16 protein-coding genes are annotated in these 17,120 nt (G+C 73.6%); 9 read left to right on the forward strand and 7 right to left on the reverse strand.

Annotated features, from left to right (window positions below; genetic code table 11):
* Positions 1-21: 21 nt before the first annotated feature.
* Positions 22-1,191, reverse strand: a complete 1,170-nt coding sequence (locus tag OCU29_RS06190; RefSeq protein ID WP_261819213.1) for a CAP domain-containing protein — start codon at positions 1,189-1,191, stop codon at positions 22-24.
* A 111-nt stretch (positions 1,192-1,302) separates the two neighbouring features.
* Positions 1,303-2,118 (reverse strand): SGNH/GDSL hydrolase family protein, encoded by an 816-nt coding sequence (locus OCU29_RS06195; protein WP_261819214.1) that lies wholly within the window; start codon positions 2,116-2,118, stop codon positions 1,303-1,305.
* Between the two features lie 360 nt (positions 2,119-2,478).
* Between OCU29_RS06195 and OCU29_RS06200 the strand changes: the two genes are divergently transcribed.
* The 5 genes from OCU29_RS06200 (at position 2,479) to OCU29_RS06220 (ending at position 8,224) form a co-directional block, all read left to right on the forward strand.
* Positions 2,479-3,759: an Nramp family divalent metal transporter gene (locus OCU29_RS06200; protein WP_261819215.1), complete on the forward strand. Its 1,281-nt coding sequence runs from the start codon at positions 2,479-2,481 to the stop codon at positions 3,757-3,759.
* A 23-nt stretch (positions 3,760-3,782) separates the two neighbouring features.
* Positions 3,783-4,442, forward strand: coding sequence for a response regulator transcription factor (locus OCU29_RS06205; RefSeq protein WP_261819216.1), 660 nt, complete (start codon positions 3,783-3,785; stop codon positions 4,440-4,442).
* 23 nt (positions 4,443-4,465) lie between these two features.
* On the forward strand, positions 4,466-5,848 hold the full coding sequence (locus OCU29_RS06210) for a HAMP domain-containing sensor histidine kinase (RefSeq protein ID WP_261819217.1): 1,383 nt from the start codon (positions 4,466-4,468) through the stop codon (positions 5,846-5,848).
* Positions 5,849-5,853: 5 nt separating this feature from the next.
* Positions 5,854-6,792, forward strand: coding sequence for a TAXI family TRAP transporter solute-binding subunit (locus tag OCU29_RS06215; protein ID WP_261819218.1), 939 nt, complete (start codon positions 5,854-5,856; stop codon positions 6,790-6,792).
* A 160-nt stretch (positions 6,793-6,952) separates the two neighbouring features.
* The gene (locus tag OCU29_RS06220) at positions 6,953-8,224 is read left to right on the forward strand and encodes an HNH endonuclease signature motif containing protein (protein WP_261819219.1); all 1,272 of its coding nucleotides are present in this window, start codon (positions 6,953-6,955) and stop codon (positions 8,222-8,224) included.
* Positions 8,225-8,318: 94 nt separating this feature from the next.
* Here the strand turns inward: OCU29_RS06220 and OCU29_RS06225 are convergent, their stop codons facing one another.
* A complete protein-coding gene (locus tag OCU29_RS06225) occupies positions 8,319-8,531 on the reverse strand; it encodes a hypothetical protein (protein ID WP_261819220.1) in 213 nt (70 codons plus the stop codon).
* Between the two features lie 324 nt (positions 8,532-8,855).
* On the opposite strand from OCU29_RS06225, the gene OCU29_RS06230 reads away from it, so the two are divergent.
* Both OCU29_RS06230 and OCU29_RS06235 read left to right on the forward strand, forming a co-directional pair.
* The gene (locus OCU29_RS06230; protein ID WP_261819221.1) at positions 8,856-9,251 is read left to right on the forward strand and encodes a helix-turn-helix domain-containing protein; all 396 of its coding nucleotides are present in this window, start codon (positions 8,856-8,858) and stop codon (positions 9,249-9,251) included.
* Positions 9,252-9,335: 84 nt separating this feature from the next.
* Positions 9,336-10,082 carry a hypothetical protein gene (locus OCU29_RS06235; RefSeq protein WP_261819222.1) on the forward strand — a complete coding sequence of 249 codons (747 nt, stop codon included), beginning with the start codon at positions 9,336-9,338 and terminating at the stop codon, positions 10,080-10,082.
* Between the two features lie 270 nt (positions 10,083-10,352).
* Here OCU29_RS06235 and OCU29_RS06240 read toward each other — a convergent pair whose 3' ends face one another.
* Entirely contained in the window at positions 10,353-11,369 is a 1,017-nt protein-coding gene (locus OCU29_RS06240; RefSeq protein WP_261819223.1) for a TIGR03617 family F420-dependent LLM class oxidoreductase, read from the reverse strand.
* Between the two features lie 202 nt (positions 11,370-11,571).
* Here OCU29_RS06240 and OCU29_RS06245 point away from each other — a divergent pair, with 202 nt between their 5' ends.
* Positions 11,572-11,913 (forward strand): DUF2200 domain-containing protein, encoded by a 342-nt coding sequence (locus OCU29_RS06245; protein ID WP_179615374.1) that lies wholly within the window; start codon positions 11,572-11,574, stop codon positions 11,911-11,913.
* On the opposite strand, the gene OCU29_RS06250 is transcribed toward OCU29_RS06245, so the two are convergent.
* Complete coding sequence (locus tag OCU29_RS06250; RefSeq protein ID WP_261819224.1) at positions 11,888-13,315, reverse strand: MFS transporter; 1,428 nt, start codon at positions 13,313-13,315, stop codon at positions 11,888-11,890. The two genes, OCU29_RS06245 and OCU29_RS06250, sit on opposite strands and share 26 nt — an antisense overlap.
* A 51-nt stretch (positions 13,316-13,366) precedes the next feature.
* On the opposite strand from OCU29_RS06250, the gene OCU29_RS06255 reads away from it, so the two are divergent.
* Positions 13,367-14,329 (forward strand): hypothetical protein, encoded by a 963-nt coding sequence (locus OCU29_RS06255; protein ID WP_261819225.1) that lies wholly within the window; start codon positions 13,367-13,369, stop codon positions 14,327-14,329.
* On the opposite strand, the gene OCU29_RS06260 is transcribed toward OCU29_RS06255, so the two are convergent.
* Both OCU29_RS06260 and typA read right to left on the reverse strand, forming a co-directional pair.
* On the reverse strand, positions 14,326-15,057 hold the full coding sequence (locus OCU29_RS06260) for a tyrosine-protein phosphatase (RefSeq protein WP_261819226.1): 732 nt from the start codon (positions 15,055-15,057) through the stop codon (positions 14,326-14,328). The genes OCU29_RS06255 and OCU29_RS06260 overlap by 4 nt on opposite strands.
* Positions 15,058-15,199: 142 nt before the next feature.
* A complete protein-coding gene (typA, locus tag OCU29_RS06265; protein WP_261819227.1) occupies positions 15,200-17,098 on the reverse strand; it encodes a translational GTPase TypA in 1,899 nt (632 codons plus the stop codon).
* Between the last annotated feature and the right edge of the window lie 22 nt (positions 17,099-17,120).

Genomic DNA, 17,120 nt, shown 5'->3' on the forward strand with positions numbered 1-17,120 from the left:
CGTCATCGGGCACGGAGCCGGTTAGTAGCGGGCGAAGTTCTGGGTGTAGTAGCGCCCGTACTCGCTGTCGGGGTGGGTGGCGTAGCCGATCCCGATGTGGGTGAAGTCGCCGAGCATGTTGGCCTTGTGGCCGGGCGAGGCGTACCAGCCGTCGACGACGTCGTCGGGGCCGTAGCCGGCAGCGATGTTCTCCCCGGCCCGTCGCCAGCCGGACGGGTACTGCTCGGAGTAGCTCGGGTTGTGGTGGAAGACGTCGTTGGCGGCCATGTGGCGCGACCAGTCCTGGGCGACGGTGTCGAGCTCGTCCATGAGCGTCAGCGGTGCGAGACCGTGGGCGGCCCGGTAGGCGTTGGTCTCCTCGAGGATCTGCTGCCGCACGGCTTCCTCGGTCGCGGGGTCCGGCCCGAGGTCGCCCGGCTCCTCGGGGGCGTCGGTGGCGACCGTGATCGTCCAGTAGCCCGTGTCGTCGTCGCGCAGCTCCATCCCGATCCCGAGCCAGGTGCCGTCGGCGCCGAGCACGTCGCGGGCGTCCGCCTCGAGGGCGCCCATCAGCGCCTCGGGCAGCCCGCCGAGGACGGTGTGCTCGGCGACCACCTCGTACGACGCCGGGGCGTCCTCGAAGGAGGTGCGGGTCAGCACCTGGCCCCGCTCGGCCTGCTCGACGCTCCAGGCCTGGGCGTAGCCGCCCAAATCGTCGGTCTGCCAGAGCTCGCCGAGACCCCGATCGTCGCGGTGCTCGTCGATCAGGGCGCCCAGCTCGGCGCGCAGGTGGCGCATCGGTTGCGACGACAGCTGCGGCTCCGAGGCCGCACTGCCGGTCACCTCGAGCGTGGGGGAGGCGGCCCGGCGCAGACGGTGGTTGCGCAGCACCTGCACCCGGTACGTCGCCCGCCCGTCGAGCGCCTCGGTGGCGAGTCGGTAGCGGCCCGACCGGCGCACCTTGCCGTCGTCGACCACCCGCCACGGGCCGTCCTGCTTCTCCTGCAGACGGACCCGGGCGCCGCGCGAGGACCCGCTCACCGAGCCCTTGAACTTCACCGCGTCGCCGGTGACCGGCGTGGTGTCGCTCGCGGAGATGCTCACCGTCGGTTTGACCCGTCCTTTGGCCCCGGCGGGCGTCGCGCCCACCGTCAGCAGGGGCGTGGCGGCCAGTGTCAGCACCAGGGCAGGGACGAGGGGCGCGCGCAGCATGGTGCCTCCTGGGGGACGTCGACCGGGGGGTGCCGACGACAGCACGCTACTCAGGACCGGGGCGGTGGGTGTGCGTTTCGAGAACCCGCTCGTCGGGACCGGGAGTCGAGCTCAGCCGCCTGCGACCAGCCCGGCGTCGCGGAAGGCCTGCTCCAGGCTCGTGGCGATCAGCTCGTGCCCGGCGTCCAGCGGGTTGCCGGCGGGGCCCTGGGGCAGGTCCCCCCAGCCCTCCTTGGTGGGGCGCAGCACCAGCGCGTCGTCGACCGCGCGCCACGCCTGGGTCATCTGCTTCTCCTGCTTGGAGCTGACGCCCTCAGGGCGGAACGAGCTGATCGCGACCAGCGGCGTGCCGGGCAGGTCGGCGGTGATCCGGTCGCCCAGGTCGGCGATCGCGTCGGTGACGGCGTCGGCGTCGGTGGCGCCGGCGTACCCTGCCTGCACGAGCACCGCGTCGGGGTCGATCTCGGCGAGCGGGGCGTCGGCGTACAGGTCGGTGACGGTGCTGCCGCTCTCGCCGGGGACGGTGTAGCCCGCGCCGGGCTCGGCCACCACCCGCACCGTCCAGCCGAGGTCGGCGGCCAGCAGGGAGGTGTACGCCGCGGCGTCGCCGGAGGCGCCGTCGCCCGCGGCCCAGCCGTCGCCGATGACCAGCAGCTCCGGCCGCGGACGGTTGTCGGTCGGGGTGAGCGCCTCGAAGGTGGGCGGCTCATAAGCCGGCGGCTTGGGCTCGGGGGCGGGCGTGGGCGAGCCGGGGGCCTCGGGCAGCCGGTCGTTGCTCGAGGCGGGGTCGACGGCCGACTCGACGTCGGTGTCGGCCGCGATCTGGTCGTTCCAGCGAGACCAGGCGTACGCGGTGCCGCCGACGACCCCGAGCGCCAGGAGCGCGACGAGGATCGCGGCGATGGGCAGTTCTCGGCGTCGGCTCACCCACGTGAGTGTAGGGAAGAACGAGGTCGTGGCCGAGCCAGGGACTTCGTCTCTTACCAGCGGTGCTGGGGGGTCGGTGGTGGAGGAGGTTGCGCAGCAGCCGGCTCGGAACCCGGTGGAGTGCGGCATAGGGCGGGTTCGGTTCTTGCGGGGTCTCGGCGACGGTCGGCGCCGGGGCGCCTCCCTGCTCGACCAACGGTGGATGGTTTCGAGACGGGACTTCGTCCCTCCTCAACCAACGGGGGCGGGGTGGGGCGTTGTCTTTGGATCGTGTGAGGAAGCGGGCGGATCGGGGTGGTGTGGCTGGCGTCACGCGTGGCCGGGGTCACATGCTCGGGGCTCCAGATCCCAGGAGGCACCATGACGACCACCCCGTACGCCGGCATCCAGCCGGGCACCGACGCCGGCGGCCCGCCGCGCTGGCGGCTGATCGGCCCCGGCCTGGTCGTCGCGGCGACCGGGGTGGGCGCGGCCGACCTGGTCGCCACGATGATCGCGGGCAGCAAGTACGGCTACGCGCTGCTGTGGGCCGTGGTCGTGGGCTGCGTGATGAAGGTGGTGCTCGTCGAGGGCGCGGGGCGCTTCTCGCTCTCCACCGGGCGCACCATCTTCGAGGGGTGGAGCAGCCTGGGGCGCTGGACCCACGCCTACTTCGGGCCCTACATCGTGATCTGGGGCTTCGTCTACGGCGCCGCCGCGATGGCCGGCACCGGCCTGGCGCTGCACGCGCTCTTCCCGGTGCTCGGCGTCACCGCCTGGGGCATCGTCTCCGGCCTGATCGGGCTGGCCCTGGTGTGGTCGGGGCGCTACGCGGTCTTCGAGAAGACGCTGAGCGTGCTGGTGCTCCTGATGTTCGTCTGCATGGTCGCCGCCGCCGTCGTCACCCTGCCGAACCTGCCCGACATGGCCGCCGGGCTCGCCCCGCGCATCCCCGACGGCGCCCTGATCAACGTGCTCAGCGTCGCCGGCGGCGTCGGCGGCACGATCACCCTGGCGGCGTACGGCTACTGGCTGCGCGAGAAGGGCTGGAGCACCCCGGCGTTCATGCGGGTGATGCGCCTCGACAACGGTGTGGCCTACCTGGTCACCGGCATCTTCGTCATCGCCACCCTCGTCGTGGGCGCCGAGCTGCTGTACTCCGCCGGCATCGCCGTCGACACCGGCGACAAGGGCATGCTCGACCTCTCCGAGGTGCTGCGCGACCGGTACGGCGCCGCCACCGGCACGATCTTCCTGGTCGGCTTCTGGGCCGCCGCGATGAGCTCGCTGGTGGGTGTGTGGAACGGCGTCAGCCTGATGTTCGCCGACTTCGCCGGCCACGTGCGCGGCCTGCCCACCGACCACCCCGACCGCCAGGGCGGCGGCCGCTGGTACCGCGCGTACGTGCTGTGGCTGACGCTGCCGCCGATGCTGATGCTCTTCCTCGGCAAGCCCGTCTACCTGATCCTCGCCTACGGCGTGCTCGGCGCGCTCTTCATGCCGTTCCTCGCGATCACCCTGATCTGGCTGCTCAACACCGACCGCACCCCCAAGCAGTGGCGCAACAAGCCCTTCGCCAACGTGGTGATGGTGCTGTGCGCGCTGACCTTCCTGGCCCTGGCCGTCGACCAGGTCCGCTCCGCGGTCAGCGGGGTGCTCTGAGCCAGGCGGCGTACGATCCCGGGGTGCAGCTGCTGCTCGTCGAGGACGACGCCGGGGTCGCCGCGGCCCTCGTGGAGACCCTCGAGGGCGCCGGCTGGGACGTCACCCACGCCCGGCGCGGCGACGACGGGCTGCACCAGGTCGCGGCCGCCGACCTGGTCGTGCTCGACCTGGGGCTGCCCGACATGGACGGCCTCGACTTCCTGCGCACCCTGCGCCGCGCCTCCACCGTGCCGGTGCTGGTGCTCACCGCCCGCGACGGCGACGGCGCGACCGTGCTCGGGCTGCGCGCCGGCGCCGACGACTACCTGGTCAAGCCCGTCGGACAGGCCGTGCTGGTGGCCCGGGTGCACGCGCTGCTGCGGCGCAGCCGCGTCGACGAGGCCACCCGTGAGCCCGCCGCCCTGGCCTGGGGCGGGCTCGAGCTCGACCTGGGTGCGCGGCGCGCCACCCGCGACGGCGCCGAGGTCGCGCTGACCGCCACCGAGCTCGACGTGCTTGAGGCGCTCGCCGCCCACCCCGGCGAGGCCGTCAGCCGCGAGGCGGTGCAGCTGCACGTGTGGGGCACCCCCGCGCTGGGCCGCTCCCGCTCGCTGGACTTCTTCGTCGCCTCGCTGCGCAGCAAGCTCGGCCCCGACCTGCCGCTGCACACCGTCCGGGGCTTCGGCTACCGGCTCGGCTGAGCCGGCTCGGGCAGGGGAAGCAGGTGGAGAGACGGGTCCGGCTCGTGGTGGGGCTGCTGCTGGTCGGCGCGCTGCTGGCGCTGTCGGTGCCGCTCGCGCTCGCCCTGGCCGACCGTCGTACGGCGGCGCTGGCGGTGGAGCGCGACCGGCAGCTGGTGGCGCTGGCCGAGCTGGGCGCACGCGAGGGCGACGTGGTCGCGGCCGTCGCGCGCTACCACGAGCTCTACGGCGAGGACGTGCTCGTCACCGACGCCGGAGGTGCGGTCGTGGCCGCCGCCGGGTCCCTCGACGTCGACGCGGCCGAGGTGGCCGACGCGGTGCGGGTCGGGCTGGTCGGCCAGCCGAGCCCGGCGCTGGAGCGGGTGCTGCCCTGGTCGGGCGCCGAGCCGCTGCGCAGCGCGGTGGCCTTCGAGGACGGCGAGGTCGCGGCCCTCGCGCTGCTGCGCGTCGACACCGGCGACGCCGCCGCCGACGTGGCCCGCGGATGGGCGTGGGTGCTGCTCGTCGGGGTGCTGCTGATGCTCGCCGCGCTCGGGCTGGCCCGGTGGCTGTCCCGGTGGGCGGTGCGGCCGGTGCGCTCGCTCGAGAGCGCCGCGCGAGACCTGGCCGCCGGCGGGCGCGGCGACGCGGTGCTGGCCAGCGGACCGCCCGAGCTGCGCGGGCTGGTCGACGAGTTCAACCGGATGGTCGAGGTCGTGCAGCGCTCCCTCGACGACCAGCGGCGCCTGGTCGCCGACGCCTCCCACCAGCTGCGCAACCCGCTGGCCGCGGTGCGGCTGCGCGCCGACTCGCTGGGCCGCCACCTGCACGAGTCGGGGGCCGCCACCCACGCCGGCCTCACCGCCGAGCTCGAACGCCTCGAGCGCCTGCTCGACCAGCTGATGCGTCTCGCGCGCGCCCAGGAGAGCGGCACCTCCGGGGTCGCCGGCGCCCGCGCCCCGCAGGCCCGCGGGCCGCTGGCGCGGGTGCTGGCCGAGCGGGTCGAGGCGTGGGCGCCCGCCTTCGACGCGGCGGGGCAGACGGTCGCCGTGGCGGGGCCGGTGCCCGACGTCGAGGTGGCCCGCGACGACGTGGAGCAGGTGCTCGACGTCGTGCTCGACAACGCCGTGCGGCACGCCGGGGCGGGCGCGGCTGTGGCGCTGCGGGCCTCGGCCTCGGGGGCCGCCTGCTCCGGGCTGGTGGTGGTCGAGGTCGACGACGACGGGCCCGGCCTGGCCGAGGGGGAGTGGGAGCGCGCCGCCGAACGGTTCTGGCGCGGCTCCGACGACCCGCACGGCTCGGGGCTCGGGCTCGCCATCGCCCGCGAGCTGCTGCTGGCCGCCGGCGGCGACCTGGTGGTCGGGCCGGGGCCGCGCGGCGGGGTCCTGGTGCGGATCACCCACCCCGTCGACGGGGGCCTCTCGTGACCGGGGTGACGGGTGTGAGCCGCCGGGTGCTGCTCGGGGGCGCCGGGGCCGGGGTGCTCGCGGCCGTCCTGGCCGGGTGCGGCACCGACGTACGGCGGCTGCGGGTGGCGGCCGGTGACGACGGCGGGATCTACGCGGCGTTCGCGGCGCTGCTGGCGCCGCGGCTCGAGGTGCGCGTCGACGGTCTGGACGTCGAGGTCGCGGTGACCGCCGGGTCGGTGGACAACCTGCGCCGACTCGGGCGCGGCGAAGCGGACGTCGGGCTGGCGCTGGCCGACAGCGTCGGCGACCCGGGCGGCGATCCGGGCAGCGGTGACGTGGTGGCGCTGGCGCGGACGTACGAGAACTACCTGCAGCTGCTGGTGCGCGCCGACTCCCCGGTGCGCGACGTGGCCGGGTTGCGCGGGCGCTCGGTGGTGCTGGGCGCGGCCGGGTCCGGGGCGGCGGTCTCCGGGGCGGTGCTGCTGGAGGCGGCCGGGCTCGCGGCCCCCGCGGCCGACGTGCGGTACGCCGGGCTGGCCGAGTCGCTGCGCGAGCTCGACGACGGCTCGGTCGAGGCGGTGCTCTGGTCGGGCGGCATCCCCACCCCCGCCATCGCCGCGCTCGACGGCACCCGCCCGCTGCGGATGCTCGACCTCGGCGGCTGGGCCGAGCCGATGGCCGAGGTCTCCGGCTACCCCTACCGCGCCCGCCGCGCCCCCGACGTCGCGTACGCCGCCGCCGGCACCGCCACCATCGGCGTCCCCAACCTCCTCCTGGCCCGCCCCGACCTCGCCGACGACCTCGCCGGCGCCGTCGTCGAGACCCTCGCCCGCGACGCCGCCGCGCTGGTGCCGAGCTCGGCCCGCGGCGTGCAGTACCTCGCCCCGCCCTCGATGATTCAGACCGGCTCGGTGCCCCTGCACCCCGGCGCCGCGGCGGCGTACCGGCGGTTGCACGGCTGACAGCCGAGCAGTCACTTTCGAACCACCGACCGGTCAGGTTTGAACCCTCGACCGGTCACTTCTGCACCTCGAGATCCATGCTCGAAAAAGTTTTCGATCTGCCTGTTGAAAACGGGGTTTGACCTGGTGCTTTGTCGGTGGGCCCTGAGATACTTTACTCATGTCGACCACCGCCGCGCACCCTGTCGGGAGTGCTGTCGCGCGGGTGCGTTCGGTGCTGAGCGAGGTCGCGGGTACGCCGTTGTGGTCGATGAGCCAGGGCGAGGCTGCTGAGGTGCTGGCGGAGGTCGCGCGGGTGGAGGCCATGTTGGTCGAGGTGCGCTCGGGGTTGCTGACCCATGCCGATACCGTCGGGGTGCAGGAGCGCAACGCCTCGCCGTCGTTGGCGGTGTGGCACTCCAACGTCACCCGGTGCACCAAGCGGGAGTCGTTCCGGCAGGTACGCCTGGCCGAGGGCCTGGCTCGTCACGTGCTGGTGCGTGAAGCGCTGGGGCGCGGGGACCTGGTCGCGGAGCAGGCGTCGGTGATCTGTACGTCGTTGGACGCGTTGCCCGACGACCTCGACCCGGCGGTCCTCCGAGACGCCACTGCGGCGTTGGTCGAGTTCGCGCAGGTGCACGACGCGAAGGCGCTCAGGGTGCTGGGGCGTCGCATTCTCGATGTGGTCGCCCCGGAGGTGGGGGAGGCGTGGGAGGCCGAGCTGCTCGATCGTGAGGAGCGCGAGGCGGAGAGGTCGTCGGTGTTCCGGATGCGTGAGGACGGCCACGGCCGTATCCGGGGTTCCTTCACGGTGCCGCTGCTCGTGGGGCAGATGCTCGAGCGGGCGCTGCTGGCCTTCGCGGCCCCCAAGCACCAGGTCGCCACCCGTGTCACCGGTGACGACCAGGACACATCTGACGAGGCCGCGGTGCCGGTACGTCGTCCGACCGCGCAGCGCCTGGGGGCTGCGTTCGTGGAGCTGGTCGAGCGCCTCGACCCGGCTGGGCTTCCGCGGGCCGGTGGGGTGAACGCCACCGTGGTGGTGACGATGACGCTGGAGTCGCTGCAGGGTGGGTTGGCCGCGGCCACGCTCGACACCGGTGCGCGGGTGAGCGCTGCGACCGCGCGCCGGCTGGCGTGCGAGGCCGGGATCGTGCCGGTGGTGTTGGGCGGCCGGAGCGAGCCGCTCGACGTGGGGCGCAGCCAGCGGCTGTTCACCGTCCCGCAGCGTCTTGCCCTGGGGGTGCGTGACGGCGGCTGCACCGCGAAGGGGTGCGATGCCCCGCCCGCGATGTGCCACGCCCACCACGAGGACTTCTGGTGCAGGGACGGCCACACCAAGGTGGAGCGGGGGCGGTTGCTGTGCCCGTACCACCACCGACGCATCCACGACCCGGAGTACGAGACCGAGATCGGTGGGGACAACCAGGTCAGCTTCCACCGGCGGACGTAGGGGTCTGCTCGGTCCTCGCCGGGTCTGGACGACGGTCGGCGCTGGGGTGCCTCCCTGCTCGACCAACGGTGGTGCGTGCCTGCTCGACCAACGGTCAGGGGGAGTCGTCGCGCCACAGCGCGACGCTGCACGCCATGCCGGCGAGCCACAGCAGGATCACGGGGATGTCACCGGCGTGCATGCCGTGGCTCTGGCTCACGGTGAACAGGACCCGGCCCGTCCACGGTCCGTGGCCGGCGACCAGGAACAGCGCGAGGACCGACACGATCAGGTAGATCGCGATGGCGATCAGGCGTCGGCGCTGCACCGGGAGAGGGTAGTCGGGCGGTGGCGGGCTGGTGGCTTTCGCGTACCCGGTTCCGTGTAGAGGTCTGCTCGGTGGTTGCCGGGTTTCGACGACGGTCGGCGCTGGGGCGCCTCCCTGCTCAACCAACGGACACGACGGTCGGCGCTGGGGCGCCTCCCTGCTCAACCAGTGACTCCGCTAGCGCCCCTCTCTACTCTGTCAGCTGCTGCTAGCGGTGCTAGCGAACGGGTTCCCCATGTTTCATTGGGGTTACTCACCGGTAGTGACTCGTCACACACCCGCTAGCACTTGCAAGCGCTAGCAGCAGCAAGCATGATGGGGGACATGGCAAAGGGAAAGGTCTCGAACGCAGTCGGGACGCTGGGTGACTACCTCAAGGAGCAGCGCACCAGTGCGCAGCTCTCCTTGCGGCAGCTCGCCGAGCAGGCCGGCGTGTCCAACCCCTACCTGAGCCAGATCGAGCGCGGGCTGCGCAAGCCGTCCGCCGAGGTGCTGCAGCAGCTGGCCAAGGCGCTGCGCATCTCCGCCGAGCAGCTCTACATCCGTGCCGGCATCGTCAGTCCTGACGAGGGCACCGGCGGGTCCGTGGAGCTCGCGGTCTTGGGCGACCCCGCCCTGACCGAGCGGCAGAAGCAGTCGCTGCTCGACGTCTACCAGTCCTTCATCGCGATGAACATCGCCACCGGCGAGGCTCAGCCGCCCGTCACCGACGAGGACTGAACGACCACACGACGTACGCCGCTCGCCCGAGCGGTACGACCAGATCGCCCGGCGTCCACCGGGAAACCAACCGAAGGAGCCGACATGGCCAAGACCAAGTTCGACATCAAGTCCGAGGCGACCAAGGGTCTCTACGCCGGTGCCGGCGTGGCCGACCTCGTCGTCGAGACGGTGCGCGAGTACGTCACCGACGTGCAGACCCGCATCTCCGGCGTCCAGAAGGACGTGCAGACCCGCGTCGCCGACGTGCAGAAGTCGGTCACCGACATCGACCTCAAGCCCGAGGCCCTCCGCAAGCAGGCCGTGACCACGGTCAACGCCCGCGTCGACGCCCTCACCGAGGACGCCAAGGCCCGCCGCAGCGCCATCGAGGCCCGCGTCGCCGAGCTGCAGTCCGAGGCCCTCGCCCTGCCGGGCAAGGTCCAGGGCACCGCGACCGCGACCTACACCGACCTCGCCAAGCGCGGCGAGACCCTGGTGACCCGCATCCGCCGCCAGGAGTCGACCAAGGCCACCGCCACCTCGGCCAAGACCACCACGGCCAAGGCGAAGACCACCAAGACCCAGGGCACCAAGGCGGCCACCACGACCGCCAAGAAGGCCTCGACGTCGACCAAGACCGCCGCCAAGAAGTCGACCACCGCGACCAAGACCGCCGCGAAGAAGACCTCCACGGCCGCCAAGACGGGCGCGAAGTCGACCACCACCACCGCCAAGAAGGCCTCCGCCCCGGCGCAGTCCTCGGCCAAGGCCACCGGCACCGCCGCGGCCAAGACCGCCGAGAACGCCGCCAAGGCGACCACCGAGGCCGCCAAGAAGGTCGGCGACTGATCGTCTCCTCCGCCTCGCGCTGAGGTTCGGTCACGCGTCACCAGCGCGCCGAGGCACCAGGACCCCCGCACCCACCAGGGTGCGGGGGTCCTGCGCATGTCGGACCGGGACCCCGGCTCCTTGCCCGGACCGGGGCCCCGGCACCCCGTCCACCCCGAGTCGGGTGGAGAGCTACCACCCGGGCGTGGTGAGGTCTCGGGGCTGGGCTTTACCCAACGCGACCGACCACCCCCGCGGCTCACCCCCGCGAGGACAACCCAGGGGGTGGGCTCAGTCGCGCAGCGCGGCGACGAGCTCGCCCAGCTGCTCCGGCGCGACGTCGTACCCGGGGAAGTAGCAGCAGACCCGGTCGGTCAGGTCGCCGAAGCGGCGCTTGAGCTCGGCCGCGCACTCGCTGGGAGTGCCGCGCACCGCGATCGTCTCGATGTGGCGGGTGGTCACCAGCGCCATCATCTCGGCGACCGCGCCGGTCTTCGACAGCGCGTTGAGCTCGGGCTGCAGGTCGCCCCAGCCCTCCATCTCGAGCACCGAGCGGTACGCCGGCGTGGAGCCGTAGAAGGCCAGCAGCCCGCCCACGCCCCGGTCGGCGGCGGCCTGCTCCTCGGGCGTGGTGCCCATCGAGACGATCGCCTGCGGGTAGATCCTGAACTCCTCGCGCGGGCGGCCCGGCCCGCGACCGGCCAGGCCCTCCTCGAGCGCCGGCAGCGTGCGCTCGCGCACGTGGCGGTGGCTGTGGAACGGCATCACCAGCAGGCCGTCGGCGACCTCGCCGGCCGCGCGGGTCATCAGCGGGCCGAGCGCACCGAGCAGCACCGGCGCCACCCCGTGCGGGTTGGGGCCCGGCACGAACGTCGGCGGCATCAGCGTGTGCTTGGTGAACTCGCCGCGGAAATCGAGGCGGGTGCCGTCCTGCCAGGCGGTGAGGATCGCGCGGGTCGCCAGCACCGCCTCGCGCATGCGGGCCGCGGGCCGCGACCACGTGGCGCCGTACCGGTTCTCGATGTGCGGGCGGATCTGGCTGCCCAGCCCGAGCCGGAACCGGCCGCCGCTCATCAGCTGCAGGTCGTACGCCGCGTGCGCCAGGTGCAGCGGCGAGCGCGGTGTGGCGATGGCGACGTTGGTCATCAGGTCGACGTCGACGCCGGCGCTGGCCGTGGCCGCGAGCGGGAGGAAGACGTCGTGGGGTCCCTCGAAGGTGAACAGCCCGGCCACCCCCGTCGCGGCGAGCTCGGCGGCGCGCGTGGCGGCCTGGTCGGGGCGGGCGTCGAGCTGGATGTCGAGGAGCACGCGCTGATCTTGACACGTGTCAGTTCCCTTGGGGAGGGGTCGCGTCCCCAACATCGGGTATTCGTCCGCAGGAGCAGTGACGCGGCGCGGCGCCGGGTGCATCCTGTTCCTGCGGATGCCCGGGCCCGCGGTCTTGAGACTCCCGCCGGCCCGGACACCCGCCTACCTTCGCCGCCCAGTTCCTGGTGCGTAGCCTCGTCGCATGCACGACATCCGCACGACCAGCCTCGCCTCGGTCCACGCGCTCTACGTCGCCAAGGTCGAGCGCAAGGGCCGCACCCGCGCCGAGGTCGACGAGGTCGTCCGCTGGCTGACCGGCCTCGACCAGGCCGGCCTCGAGCGCCACCTCGAGGCGGGCACGACCTTCGCCGACCTCTTCGACGAGGTCGAGCTGCACCCGGCGGCCGACCGGATCACCGGCGTCGTCTGCGGGGTGCGCGTCGAGGAGGTCGAGGAGCCGCTGATGCGCAAGATCCGCTATCTCGACAAGCTCGTCGACGAGCTCGCCCGTGGCAAGGCTATGGAGAAGGTGCTGCGCGGCTGAGCGGCGGCCGGTCGAGCAGCACCGCGCCGACCCCCGCCACCACCCACACCGCGGTCAGGGTCAGCAGCGCGGCGGTGAACCCGCCGTCGCCCCCGCCGTACGCCGCCACCAGCGCGACGCTCAGCGCGCTGCCGACGGTGAAGCCGAGGTAGCGCAGCACCTGGTTGAAGGCCACCGCCGAGCCGGTCTCGGCGCGCGGCACGTGCGGCACCATCAGCACCGCCAGGCTGGAGAAGGTGAAGCCCGACCCAGCGCCGCCGAGCGCCATCGCGAGCAGCGCCTGCCACAGGTGGTCGTGGAAGAGGCCCAGGCCCAGGGTCGCGGCCAGGAACATCGAGCAGCCGGTCGGCAGCAGCCAGCGCGGGCCCAGGCGGCGGCGCACGACGCGGGCCAGCTGGTTGCCGAGCACGCTCATCAGCGAGTACGGCACCAGGATCAGCCCCGCCACCAGCACCGAGCGGTCCAACCCGAAGCCCGGCTCGTCGGCGCGCACCAGCACCACCACCAGGGTCAGCAGGGCGTACATGCCCAGCCCCGCGACCGCTGCGACCAGGTTGGGCGCGGCCACGCCCGGGCGGGTGGCCAGCCGCAGGTCGACCAGGGGCGAGGGGCTGCGCAGCGTCACGCGCACCCACACGACCAGCCCCGCGAGACCGGCCGCGGCCAGGCCGAGCGTGCGCGGCGAGGCCCAGCCCCACACCTCGCCCTCCGAGACCGCGAGCAGCACTGCGAGCATCGCCGCGCTCAGCAGCAGCGCGCCCCACCAGTCCACCCGCGCCGGCGTCTCGTCGGCGCTGCTGGGCAGGTGCCGCCACGCCAGCAGCCAGGTCAGCCCGGTCATCGCGGTGCCCAGCGCGTACGCCGCCCCCAGCCCGCCGAGCTGCGCGACCAGCGCCGTCACCGGGTAGCCCAGCCCCGCGCCCGCCACGGTCGTCACCGACAGCAGCGCGATCGCCCGGTCCTGCCGCTCGTGGGCCAGCGCGTCGCGGGCCACCGCGATCGCCAGCGGCAGCAGCGCCATCCCGATGCCCTGCAGCGCCCGCCCCGCCACCAGCACACCGAAGCCCTGCTCCAGCGCCGCCGACACCGCGGAGACCACCGTGCCGAGGGTGACCACGCCGAGACCCACCAGGATCGTGGGCCGGCGCAGCCGCCCGCTCGCGAAGCGCCCCACGACCGGCGTCGCGACCGCGCCGGCCAGCAGCGCCGCGGTCAGCGACCACTGCGCCGTGCCCAGCCGGACGTCGTACGCCGTCGCGACGCTGGGGACCAGCGGCGCGCCCAGGCTGCTGACCACCGCGGTGATGGTCGTCAGCAGCGCCAGCGTCGGCAGCAGCGCCAGCGTCGGCAGCAGCGCGCGGGACGGGGTGCCGCCGACCTGCGGGACGGGGCGGCGGCTCACCCCCCGAACCTAGGCCCGCGGGCAGGGGCGACCCTCACTAGGGTGTGTCCGATGAACCAGCCCCCGCGCGACCCGCACCGTGTCCAGGCAGACCTGGAGGCGGCGCTCGAGGCCGCGGCCGAGCAGGCCCGGCTGGCCACCCGGCTGCAGGTCGCCGACACCGAGCTCGCCGCCGCGGAGGCGCAGGTGGCCGAGGCCCGGGGTCGGCTCGCCGACGAGCGCGCCGACGTCGCCCGGCTGGAGTCGTTCAGCCCCACCCGGATCTGGGCGGGGCTGCGGGGGAGCCGCGAGTCCGACCTCGACCGCGAGCGCGCCGAGCAGCAGCGCGCCGAGTACACCGTCGCCGTCGTCGAGCTGCGCCGCGACCGGGCGCGCGAGGCCTGCGCGGCGCTGCGCTCGGCGTACGACGCGCTCGGTGACGTCGCCGCCCGCCGCGCGGCAGCGCTCGACGCGAAGGCGGCGTGGCTGGCCGAGACCGGCGCCCCCGAGGCCGAGGAGCTGGCCCAGCTCGCCTCCGACCTCGGCGCGGTGCGCTCGACGACCACCGAGCTGCGCGAGGCGCTGGGGGCCGCCGACGACGCCGCCGACGCGCTGGCCCAGGCCGACAACCTGCTCAGCTCGGCGCGCGGCTGGTCGACCGCCGACACCTTCTTCGACGGCGGGCTGCTGACCGACGTGGTCAAGTACGACCGGATGGACCAGGCGCAGGCGCTGATGCGCCGCGCCGACGACGCCCTCTCCGACCTCGGCGTCGAGCTCGCCGACGTGGGCATGGAGCCCGTCGGCGGCATCGAGATCACCCAGCTGGTGCGCGCCTTCGACGTGTGGTTCGACAACATCTTCAGCGACTGGGCCGTGCGCGAGCGGATCGGCGAGGCCGCCACCCGCGTCGCGGAGGCCCGGGGCGCGGTCGGCGAGGTGCGCCGCCGGCTCGTCGACCGGCTGCTGCAGGCCGAGTCGAAGGAGGCGGTGCTGGTGGCGCGCCGCGACGAGCTGCTCGGGGCGGGCACCTAGGCCAGCAGCTGCCGCTCGAGAGCGGCCAGCTCGCCGTCGCCGAGACCGCGGTCGCGCAGGTAGGCCCGCGCGCCGCCGTACGTCTGCTCGACCAGGCGCAGGAAGCGCCGCATCGTCTCGGGGGTGGAGCCGAACGCCTCGGCGGGCAGCGCCTCGAGCCGCTCCTGGTAGGACGGCAGCCGGCGGAACTGCTCGCGCAGCAGCGGCATCGCCTGCTCGGTGCGGGCGTAGTCGGCGACCACGTCGTCCTCGCGCACCCCCACCGCGGCCAGGGTCAGCGCGACGGCGGTGCCGGTGCGGTCCTTGCCGGCGGTGCAGTGGGCGAGCACGGCGGTGCGGGCCGGGTCGGCCACCAGCCGCGCGAAGCCCACCAGCGAGTCGGCGGAGTGCTCGGTGAAGCGCAGGTAGTGCCCGGCCACCCAGTCGCTCTGGTGGGCGGAGTCGAAGTCCCAGCGCGCCGGGCCGGCGTGCACCTCCAGGTGCTCGGCGGCCACCGCGTCGAAGGCGGGACTGGTGGCCTCGACGGCCTCCTTCTCGCTGCGCAGGTCGACCCGGGTGGCCACGCCCAGCTCCTCGACCAGGCGGGCGACCTGCTCGGCGTCGACGAACGCCGGGGTCGCGCAGCGCAGCAGCACCCCGGGGCGCACGGTGCGCCCGTCGGTCGTGCGCAGACCCCCGACGTCGCGCAGGTTCAGCAGGTCCGGGGCGGGGGAGGGGGCGGTGCTCACGCCCCCGATCGTGCCTGGTCGACGGTTGCCCGGCGCTCCCGGGGTGGCCCGGACCGCACCCGGGGCCCGGGGACGACGACGCGCCCCGCCCCTCCCACGCGGGAGGCGACGGGGCGCGTCGGCGTACGGCGTCAGGCGCGGGTCAGGACTTGTTGGCCTTGCGCGCCTGCGAGGCGGTCTTGGCGCGGGCGTTCGCGTCGAGCACCACCTTGCGGATGCGGACCTGCTCGGAGGTCACCTCGACGCACTCGTCGTCGCGGCAGAACTCCAGGCACTGCTCCAGCGACAGCTTCTTCGGCGGGATGAGCTTCTCGAAGTTGTCGGAGGTCGCGGAGCGGATGTTGGTCTGCTGCTTCTCCTTGGTGATGTTGACGTCCATGTCGTCGGCGCGCGAGTTCTCGCCGACGATCATGCCCTCGTACACCTCGGTGGTCGGCTCGACGAACAGCACGCCGCGCTCCTGCAGCGAGGTCATGGCGTACGCCGTCGCCGCGCCCTTGCGGTCGGCGACCAGCGAGCCGTTGTTGCGCGAGCGGATCTCGCCGGCCCACGGCTCGTAGCCCTCGGAGATGTGGTGGGCGATGCCGGTGCCGCGGGTGTCGGTGAGGAACTCGGTGCGGAAGCCGATCAGGCCGCGGGCGGGGACCAGGAACTCCATGCGCACCCAGCCGGTGCCGTGGTTGGTCATCTGCTCCATGCGGCCCTTGCGGGAGGCGAGCAGCTCGGTGATGGTGCCGAGGTACTCCTCGGGCGCGTCGATGGTCAGGCGCTCCACGGGCTCGTGGACCTTGCCGTTGATCTCCTTGGTGACCACCTGCGGCTTGCCGACGGTCAGCTCGAAGCCCTCGCGGCGCATCTGCTCGACCAGGATGGCCAGGGCCAGCTCGCCGCGGCCCTGCACCTCCCAGGCGTCGGGGCGCTCGGTGGGCAGCACGCGCAGCGACACGTTGCCGATGAGCTCGGAGTCGAGACGGTCCTTGACCAGGCGCGCGGTGACCTTGGCGCCCTTGACCCGGCCCACCAGCGGGCTGGTGTTGGTGCCGATCGTCATCGAGATGGCCGGCTCGTCGACGTGGATGAGCGGCAGCGCGACCGGGTTCTCGGGGTCGGCCAGGGTCTCGCCGATGGTGATGTCGGGGATGCCCGCGATCGCGACGATGTCGCCGGGGCCCGCGGACTCGCCGGGCTTGCGCTCGAGGCCCTCGGTGACCAGCAGCTCGGTGATCCGCACGTTCTTGGTCTCGCCGTCGCGCTTCATCCACGCGACGGTCTGGCCCTTCTTCAGGGTGCCCTCGTGCACGCGCACCAGCGCGAGCCGGCCCAGGAACGGCGAGGAGTCGAGGTTGGTGACGTGCGCCTGCAGCGGCGCGCCCTCGGTGTAGGTCGGGGCGGGGATCGTGTCGAGGATCGTCTGGAAGAGCGGCTCGAGGTCGGGGGAGTCGGGCAGCTCGCCGTTGGCGGGCTGGTCGGTGCCGGCGACACCGGCGCGGCCCGAGGCGTAGACGACCGGGAAGTCGAGGGCGTCCTGGCTGTGGCTCTCGTCGAGCAGGTCCATGAACAGCTCGTAGGTCTCGTCGACGACCTCGGCGATGCGGGCGTCGCCGCGGTCGGTCTTGTTGACGACCAGGATCACCGGCATGTCGGCGTTGAGCGCCTTGCGCAGCACGAAGCGGGTCTGCGGCAGCGGACCCTCGGAGGCGTCGACCAGCAGCACGATGCCGTCGACCATCGACAGGCCGCGCTCGACCTCGCCACCGAAGTCGGCGTGGCCGGGGGTGTCGATGATGTTGATGGTCATCGGCTTGCCGCCCGCCGCCGGACCCGCGTAGTGGATCGCGGTGTTCTTGGCGAGGATGGTGATGCCCTTCTCGCGCTCGAGGTCACCGGAGTCCATGACGCGCTCGGCGACGCCCTCGGCCTGGTGCTCGGTGAACGCGCCGCCCTGGCGGAGCATCGCGTCGACCAGCGTGGTCTTGCCGTGGTCGACGTGCGCCACGATGGCGACGTTGCGGAGATCGGTACGAGTGGTCTGTCCAGACATGCGGGAGCGGCGTCGCTTTCGA

Source organism: Nocardioides sp. OK12, from assembly GCF_024341885.1.
GTDB lineage: Bacteria > Actinomycetota > Actinomycetes > Propionibacteriales > Nocardioidaceae > Nocardioides > Nocardioides marinisabuli.